We start from the raw sequence: 9,417 nt of genomic DNA, 5'->3' as shown, positions 1-9,417 counted from the left end.
CGCCGGTTTAGCCGCGACGGGGCAGGGACGCCCCGTCGCGGCGGCCCGCGGAGCAATCCCGGAGTGAGGGAACACCGAGCCTAGGCGAGGTGCCGACAGGCGGGGCAGAGCGTTTTGGTTACTTTTGCGCTTTTCAAAAGTGACCCGCTGTAAGAGCGGAACCATAAGCAGCCGTTACCGCAGGAATGGATATGTACACCACACCAACCCTCAAATCCTGCGCCTCCGCCCCAACTGCGGAATCCCCAAAGCAGGCACCACCTCCACCCGCTCCACCCTCCTCCCCACAACCCCCGCCAACCCCACCACCGTCGGCTGACTGAACAACGACCGGGCATCCACCTCCAACCCCGCCTTGCGCATCCGCGCCACCACCCCCACGGCCAACAACGAATGCCCCCCCAGCTCAAAGAAATGATCCCGGCGCCCCACCCGATCCAACTTCAGCACCTCAGCCCAAACCCCAGCAATCACCGTCTCCACCTCCCCCAAAGGCGGCTCATAATCCCGGCTCAACACCGCCTCCACCCCAGGCTCCGGCAACCCTTTGCGGTCCAGCTTCCCCGCCGGATTAAGCGGCCACGCCTCCATGCGCACAAACGCCGAAGGCACCATGTACTCCGGCAACCCCTCCACCATGAAGCTACGCAACGCCTCAAGCCCCGGCACCCCATCACGCACCGTGAAATACGCCACCAACCGCTCATCCCGAATCAACACCGCCACCTCCAGCAACCCGGGATGCGCCGCCAACCGCGCCTCAACCTCCCCCAGCTCCAGCCGCACCCCACGCAGCTTCACCTGAAAGTCATTGCGCCCCAGAAACTCCAGATTCCCGTCCGGCAGATAACGCACCAGATCCCCCGTGCGATACAACCGATCCCCCGCCACAAACGGGCTGTCGATAAACCGCTCCGCCGTCATCTGCGCCAACCCCAAATACCCGCGAGCCACACCCACCCCGCCGATATGCAACTGCCCACTGCACCCCAGCGGCACCGGCCGATCATGCTCATCCAACACATACAGCCGGGTATTACTGATAGCCCGCCCAATCGGCAACTGCACCGCAGGCACCGGCGCACCCGGCTCCAGGGTCCAGGCGCTGCTGTCCACCGTAGCCTCGGTAGGCCCATAGACATTGTGCAAGCGCACCCCGGGCAACCGCGCTTGAACCCCACGGGCCAGCGCCTCGGTCAACTCGCCGCCGCCACATAAAACGTCAGTAAGGCTGGTGCACTGCGCAGACTCCTCCAGCTCCAGAAACTGCTGCAGCATCGCCGGCACAAACTTGATCACGCTGATCTGTTGCTCACGGATCACCTGCGCCAGGTACGCCGGTTCACGGTGGCCATCGGGCCGCGCAAGCACCAGGCGCATGCCATTGGTCAGCGGCCAGAACAGCTCCCACACCGAGCCGTCAAAACTGAACGGCGCCCGCTGCAACAACGCGCCGCCCTCGGCATTCGGGCACAGTTGCGAACCCCAGTGCATCAGGTTGCCCAGGCCGCGATGCTCGATCATCACGCCCTTGGGCGTGCCGGTGGAGCCGGAGGTGTACATCACGTAGGCCAGGTTGCCGACGCTCAACCCCGGCACCAGCGGATTGCCTTCGGGTGCCTGGTGCCAGGCGCAATGGTCGAAGTCGATCACCGGTATCGACACCGGCCCCGGCAGGTCGCGGGTCGCGCCATGTACCAGCAACGCCACCGGGGCGCTGTCTTGCAGCATGTAGGCCAGACGCTCACGGGGATAGCCCGGGTCCAGGGGCACATAGGCGCCGCCGGCCTTGAGAATGGCCAGCAAGCCCACCACCAGGTCCAACCCGCGCTCGACACACAGCGCCACCCGCGAGTCCGGCTGCACCCCGCGTTCGCGCAGGTGATAGGCCAGGCGATTGGCGCGTTCGTTGAGCTGGCGATAGGTCAACTGTTGCTCCCCGGCCTGCACCGCCACCGCGTGAGGGGTGTGCCGGGCATGGGCTTCGAACAGGGCGTGGACGGTCAGGTCCACGGGGTAATCGGTTTCACTGGCGTTGAAGGCCACCAGTTGCTGTTGCAGTTCGGTCGCAGGCAGCACCTGCACCTCGAACAGCGGGGCTTCTGGCGTCTCCACCAATCCCTTCAGCACGGTGCCGAGGTAATCCAGCAATCGCTGGGCGCCGACCTTGCGCGGAGCCTTGGCCTTGAGCCGGAAACCGCTGGCCAGGTCATCCACCGTCAGCATCAGCGGGTAGCTGAGGATGTCTTCACTGCTCAACAATTCGATGCCGGGCAGCAGTTCCTGGAGCTCCTCGGCCGAGGCATGCCGGTAATTCAGCAGGCTGTTGAACAGCGGCGTGACGCCGCTGCAACGCTGGGCCAACGCCAGCGAGGCCTGCTCATGGGCGAGCAAGGCGCTGAGTTGCTGCTGGGTCTCCTTGATCGCCTCGCGCACTGTCAACCCGGCCAGGCGCACCCGCAGCGGCAAGGTGTTGATGAACATGCCCAAGGCCCGGTCCGCGCCCTCGCCGGCCTGCAAACGTCCCAGCAGAACCGTACCGAACACCACATCATCACGGCCCGAGACGCGCCCCAGCACCTGGGCCCACGCCAGATGAAACAGGCTCGCCGCACTGACGCCCAGGCTTCGCGCCTGCTCACGCAGCAACTGGCCAAGGGCGTCGGGAAGCAGTACATCGGCTTCCTCAGTCTCGCGGCGATCCGCCTGGCGCTCCTGCAAACCGAAGGCCAGGGTCGGCTCGTCGACATCTGCCAGCCGCTCGCGGAAGAACGCTTCATGCCCGGCCTGGCGTGCCGGCGAACGAGTCTGGGCGACCACGTTGCGGTAGGGCACCGGTGCCGGCAGTTGCTGTTGCTCGCCTTGAAGATGGGCGCGGATTTCCGCCATCAGCACTTGGGTCGATGTGGCGTCGTTGACCAGGTGATGGAAACGCAGCATGCCCACCCAACGTCGGTTCAGCGGGTCTTCGGCGTAATCCAGGGCCATCAGCGGCGCCTTGCGCAAATCCAGCGGGCGCTGGCGCTCGCGCAGTTGCTCGACGATTGAGTCACCTGCAACGCTTACCGCTTCCACGTCCAGCCGCGCCTCGCGCCATACCACCTGCATCGGTTGTTCAAGGGCATCCCATGCCAGGCTGGTGCGCAGGATGTCGTGACGGTCGATCACCTGTTGCAGCGCCTGGGCGAAGGCGTCCAGTTGATCACGGCGGGCGAAGCTGAACATCGCGTGTTGCTGGTACGGATCGCGCTCGTCAGTGATGTGGTGATAGAGCAGGCCTTCCTGCAACGGCGCCAGCGGATAGATTTCCTGCACATTGGCGGCGCCACCGGGAATGGCGGCATTGATGCGCTCAATGCTTGGCTGATCCAGTTCGGCCAGCACCAACAGGCCTGGCGTAATGGAGGTGCAGCCCAAAGGAACAAGGTTGGCCGGCACATCAGGCTCGCGGCCTTCGCCGACCGCAGCCGCCAACGCGGCCAATGTCGGCTGGCCGAACAGTACCTGCACATCGGCCTGCAATCCGGCCTGGCGCATGCGCTGTACCAGTTGAACGGCCAACAACGAATGGCCGCCCAGCTCGAAGAAATGATCATGCCGCCCTACCTGCCCGACGTGCAGCAGCTCGCTCCAGAGCTGCGCCAGGATGATCTCCGTGGGGCCTTGGGGGGCTTCGTAGATTCGGCTGACAAACGCATCGCTGCCAGGCGCCGGCAAGGCCTTGCGGTCGAGCTTGCCGTTGGCGGTCAGGGGCAATGCATCGAGTTTTACGAACGCCTGCGGCACCATGTAATCCGGCAAGCGCGCTTGCAGGTCGGCGCGAAGCTGGTCGATCTGCACCGGGGCTTGTTCGGTGAACCAGGCCAGCAGTTGACCGTCCCGCACCTGCACCACGGCTTCAGTGACGCCTTCACACGCGGCCAGGGCGGATTCGATTTCACCCAGTTCGATACGCATGCCACGGATTTTTACCTGGTCATCGTTGCGCCCCAGGTATTCGAGATTGCCGTCCGGCAGCCAGCGCGCCAGGTCGCCGGTGCGGTACATCCGGCCCGGGTTGAACGGGTCATCGAGGAAGCGTTCAGCGGTCATTTGCGGGCGGTTCAAGTAACCCCGCGCCACGCCTGCGCCGCCGACGTACAACTCGCCGGCAATGCCGATAGGCACCGGTCGCTGCTGCTCATCCAGCAGGTAGACCGTGGCATTGGCGACAGGCTTGCCGATGTGCAGCGGCTGCCCGACCTCAACGAGGCCCGAGGTGGCAACGACGGTGGCTTCAGTCGGGCCGTAGTTGTTGATCACCGCAAAACGGCGGGCCTGGTTGAACTGGCGCAGGCGGTCGCCGCCAATCAGCAAGGTGCGCAGGGTCGGGTGTTCGATGTTCTGGCTGAACGCATATTCGGCCACCGGCGTGGGCAGGAAGCACACGTCCAGCGGTTGCGCGCGCCACCAGTCCAGCAGCGCGTCGATGTCTTCGGCGCCGTCGTGGGCCGGTGGCAGGTGCAAGGTCGCGCCCACGCACAAGGCCGGCCAGACTTCCCAGGCCATCGCATCAAAGCCGAAACCGGCCACGCTGGCAGTGTGGCTGCCCGCGTGCAGGTCGAAGGCCTGGCAGTGCCAGTCCACCAGGTTGGCCACGGTGTGGTGTTCCACCATCACGCCTTTGGGCAGGCCGGTGGAGCCCGACGTGTAGATCACGTAGGCGAGATTGGCGGGGGTCATTGCAACCTGAGGGTTGCTCGCCAAGTGTGCGGTGGCCTGGTCCAGGTTGATCACCGGCACGCTCAGTACCGGCAAGCGTTCGAGCAAGTCCGTCTGGGTCAGCACCGCTACGGGTGCGCTGTCATGGAGCAGGTAATTCAGGCGCTCGGCGGGATGGGCCGGGTCCACCGGCACATAGCAGGCGCCGGACTTGAGAACCCCCAGCAACCCCACCAGCGTTTCCAGACCGCGTCGGGCGACGATTGCCACACGGTCGTCAGGCTTGACTCCCTGCACCAGCAGTTGATGCGCCAGGGCATTGGCCCGTTGATTCAACTCGGCATACGTCAGCCGCTGGCCCCGATACACCGCGGCGACTGCATGCGGCGCCAGCGCGGCCTGGGTCTCGATACGTCCATGCAGGGTTTGCGCCGCTGGATACGCTTGGGCGGTGGCGTTCCAGCGTTGCAACTGCGCGGTTTCTTCAGGCGTCACCAGGGAGAAATCCGCCAGTGTCCGGTCTGTATCTTTCAGCCCCTGCTCCAGCAGATACACCAGACGCTCGGCCAGGGCTTGCACTTCATGCGCCTGGAAATACGCCTCGTTGTAGACGCAGTGCAGGCACGCCGTGTCGTGGTAGCGGTTGCTGCGCAGGTGAATCGCCAGGGGCAAGGGCTCGTAGTGGTTAGAGACCTTGATCGCCCGGGCCGATGCCTGGCCGTAACGAAACTCATGGTCGTCCTGTTCATAGGACACCGACAGGTCGAACAGCTGGCCACGGTCGGCACGCAGCAGGCCCAGCTCGCGATTCATCTCGCTCAGCGGGAAGCGCTGGTGCCGGAAATCCTGCTTGAGCTGGTCCCGTACACCGCGTACCAACGCGCTGAAAGACCCGTCTTCGCTGAACTGCAAACGCACGGCACTGACCTGGGTGAACAGCCCCAGGGTCGAACGAAAGCGCGCATTGGAACGGTTGAGAATCGGCAGCCCCACCACCCATTCCTGGCGCTGGCCGGTGCGGCTGAAATACACATACATCGCAGCCAACAACACATGGAACGCCGACGCCTGGTAACGACTCGCTACACGGGCCATGCGGTTGAGCAGCGCCGCCGGAAATGGCGCCACCAGGGTGTTGCTCGGCGCCTGGTCCCGGGCCTGGTAACGGGGGGTCAGCAGCGGCTCGGGCAACACCCGGTATTTATCCAGCCAGTAGCTGCGGTCCCGGGCGAAACGGGCCGACTCACGATAGCGTTCGTCGCTGTCGATGAAGTCGATATAGGACGGTGCCGACAGCTCCGGTTGCCGGCCCTGCTCCAGGGCGCTGTAGAGGCCGGCCAGGGATTGCAGCATCTGGCCGAAGCCCCAGCCGTCGAGAATCAGGTGGTGGGCCTGAGTGCCGAGGCGGTAATGCAGGTCGTCGAGCTTGACCAGGAAGAACCGGAACAGCGGTTCCTCGACCAGCCGGTAGGCGCGGGCCATTTCGTCCTGCAGCAAGGCCTGGGCGGCAGCCTCGGGATCGGGCAGACGGGAGTAGTCATGCTGCGGCACCGATACCGCCATCACCTCGGCAAAACCCTGCCGGGGCAAGCCGTCTTCCGCCACCTGCAACACCGTGCGCAACCCGTCATGCTTGGCCACCAGTTGCTCGATAGCGCGCTGGATCAATGCGGGGTTCACCGGGCCGGCGAGGTCGACATAGCCGCCGATGTTGTACAGCGGCGAGGCGCCGAGGCGCAGTTGGTCCAGCCAGATATCCCGCTGGGCGGCGGTCAGGGGAAAAAACTTCATAAGATCCTTCTCATGTGAGGTGTCGATAAGGCGCACAACGCCCCATTGAGGCGAAATCGACGGGATTTAAGCACCGCCCCCAAGGCGCGTATGTCACCCGAAACCCGGACAGCCGGGTACCGCGCCGAGGTTGGCTGATGGTTCAGTGCTGAAACGATTAAATGAATGTAGGAGATTGGCTATATCTGGCCGATGCCGGATCGCCATGCCTTTTCAAAAAACTCAATAAAAACACTTAATATCAAGTAGTTAACAAACTCTAAAACCCACGAACGGCGCATCCACGCCTTATTTAACTGTCAGAAATGACGAAATAATGGCGCGATTTTTATGGCAGGTTGTGTCCCTCGTTTCCGCTACATACGTAGGACAATTCCGCGTGGCTAAATAAAGCCTCGAGCACCGACCCAGGTTCAAGGAGAACGGGAGGCCTGCACACGAAGGGGCAACCGTTGACGGTTTTCGACATCAAGGATGAGATGGCTATGAGTCTGACCAGCAGTATTCGGAATATGGAAAGTCCGCAGTTTTATTTCGAGTTGGGGGAATTGATTTCCAGCGCAGGCACCGACCCCTTTGCCGCAAACATGCTGCAACTGGTGAACAAACTGGTACCGGTGCACCTGGTGGACCTCAGTGAATGGACCCTCGACGAGCACCAGGCCAGTGTGCTCGATATCAAGCTGCTCGGCAGTGACGGGTTGAAGCAGGACCTGCCGCCACCGCGCACCCTGCATCACCGCGACGATCACCCGCTGCTGAAAAAAATGCTCGGCATGAACGACCCGCTGTTGATCCAGATGAACGCCAAGGCCAACAGCACCCACGCTCGCGGCACCTCCCACCAGTGCAACCTGGTGTCGCGCCAGGCCAATCGGCGGTGCGTGATTTCGTTCTATCGGCCCCACACCCAGCGGGCCTTTTCCCTGGCCGAACTGTCGTTTCTCAAGAGCCTCTCGGAAACCCTGCTGCCGTTGATGGAGCGCCACGCGCAGATCAATCGCCAGGTGCCGCTGGTAGCGCCCGAGCCCTCTAAAACCCCGCTGGAGCAGTCGCAATTGCAGCGCGAATTCTACAAACGCCTGTCACTCAGTGACATCACCCTGTCGGCGCGGGAGCAGGAGGTTTGCCTGGGGTTGTTGACCGGCGGCACCGTGCCGCAGATGGCCGAGAAACTCAGCGTGAAAAACAGCTCCATCGAGACTTACCTCAAGCGTGCGGCGGCCAAACTGGGGGTCAGTGGCCGCCATGGCCTGGCCAAATGGATGGTTGGCGCGTAATGAAAAAACTGATGCTCGGTGTGGTGTGTGTGCTTGGCGGGTGTTCGCTGATCCCGGATTATCAACGGCCCGAGGCGCCGACACCGGCGCAATACCCGCTGTATAACGGCGGCATTGTCGGTCCATCGGCTACAGGGCCTGACTGGCAGCAGTTGTTCCGTGACCCGGTGATGCGGCAGTTGATTGGCCAGGCGCTGGAGAATAACCGCGACCTGCGGGTGGCGGCGCTGAACGTGGAAGCGTTCCAGGCGCAATACCGCATCCAGCGCGCGGACCTGTTCCCGGCGGTGTCGGCCACGGCTGCCGAAAGCCGCCAGAAAGTCCCGCGCCGCGCCACTGGCACCGGCAAATCTGCGATCACCTCTACCTATTCAGCGACGTTGGGCGTGAGTGCCTACGAGCTGGACTTTTTCGGCCGTGTGCGCAGCCTCAGTGAACAGGCGATGCTGCAATACCTGGCCACCGAAGAGGCCCGGCGCAGTGCGCAACTGAGCCTGGTGGCCAACGTCGCGAACGCCTACCTGACCTGGCGCGCCGACCAGGAACTGCTGGCCCTGGCCCAGCAGACGCTGGCGTCGGACGAGCACAGCCTGCGCCTGACCTCCCGCAGCAAAACGGCGGGCAAGGCGACGTCGATCGATGTGATCCAGGCCCAGACCAGCGTTGAAAGCACTCGCGCCAGCATCGCCCGCTACCAGCGCCAGGTTGCCCAGGACCTCAACAACCTGGCATTGCTGGTGGGCGGGCCGGTGCCGGATTCGCTGCCGGCACAGCCGCTGTCCGCCGACCTGGTGGCCCGGGTGCCGGCCGGGTTGCCGTCGGACCTGCTGCAACGGCGGCCGGATATTGTCCAGGCGGAGTATCAGCTCCAGGCGGCCAACGCGAATATTGGCGCGGCGCGGGCGGCGTTTTTTCCTTCGGTTACGCTGACGGCCAATGCGGGGACCAGCAGCAAGGACCTCTCGGGATTGTTCCAGGGTGGTTCGGGGAGCTGGGTGTTCCAGCCGCAGATCAATCTGCCGATCTTCAATGCGGGCAGTCTGCGGGCCAGTCTGGATTACGCGAAGATTCAGAAGAACATCTATGTCGCGCAGTATGAGAAATCGATTCAGACCGCGTTTCAGGAGGTCTCCAATGGGTTGGCGGCGCGGCAGACGTATAACGATCAGTTGGCGGCGCAGCGGGATTTTGTTCGGGCCAACCAGAAGTATTACGACCTGGCGCAGCATCGGTATCGCAGTGGGGTGGACAGTAATCTGGTGTTTTTGGATGCGCAGCGGTCGTTGTTCAATTCGCAGCAGGCATTGATTGTTGATCGGTTGGCGCAGTTGGTGGCGGAGGTGAATTTGTATACGGCGTTGGGTGGGGGGTGGGAGGTGGCATCTTCTGGGGCTGGGAGCATATCCGTTACTTCGGTAACGGCCGCTTATGGTTTCGCTCTTACAGCGACTCACTTTGGAAAAGCCCCAAAGTAAGCAAAGGGCTCTGCCCCGCCTGTCGGCACCTCGCCTAGGCTCGGTGTTCCCTCACTCCGGGATTGCTCCGCGGGCCGCCGCGACGGGGCGTCCCTGCCCCGTCGCGGCTAAACCGGCGTCCTGCCGGGGCGTCCCTGCCCCGTCGCGGCTAAACCGGCGTCCTGCCGGTT

General features: G+C 63.5%; 3 protein-coding genes. 2 read left to right on the top strand and 1 reads right to left on the bottom strand.

The window, feature by feature from the left end; translation table 11 throughout:
- Positions 1–210: 210 nt before the first annotated feature.
- Positions 211–6,492, bottom strand: a complete 6,282-nt coding sequence (locus HX875_RS32465; protein WP_177049006.1) for a non-ribosomal peptide synthetase — start codon at positions 6,490–6,492, stop codon at positions 211–213.
- 485 nt (positions 6,493–6,977) lie between these two features.
- Here HX875_RS32465 and HX875_RS32460 point away from each other — a divergent pair, with 485 nt between their 5' ends.
- Positions 6,978–7,772, top strand: a complete 795-nt coding sequence (locus HX875_RS32460) for a helix-turn-helix transcriptional regulator (RefSeq protein ID WP_177049005.1) — start codon at positions 6,978–6,980, stop codon at positions 7,770–7,772.
- Positions 7,772–9,247 carry an efflux transporter outer membrane subunit gene (locus HX875_RS32455; RefSeq protein ID WP_177049004.1) on the top strand — a complete coding sequence of 492 codons (1,476 nt, stop codon included), beginning with the start codon at positions 7,772–7,774 and terminating at the stop codon, positions 9,245–9,247. The genes HX875_RS32460 and HX875_RS32455 overlap by 1 nt, the downstream gene beginning before the upstream one ends.
- The last annotated feature ends 170 nt before the right edge of the window (positions 9,248–9,417 follow it).

Origin of the sequence: Pseudomonas yamanorum (assembly GCF_013386765.1) — a bacterium.
Taxonomy (GTDB): Bacteria; Pseudomonadota; Gammaproteobacteria; order Pseudomonadales; family Pseudomonadaceae; genus Aquipseudomonas; species Aquipseudomonas yamanorum_A.
This window is presented reverse-complemented; position numbering and strand designations above follow the sequence as displayed.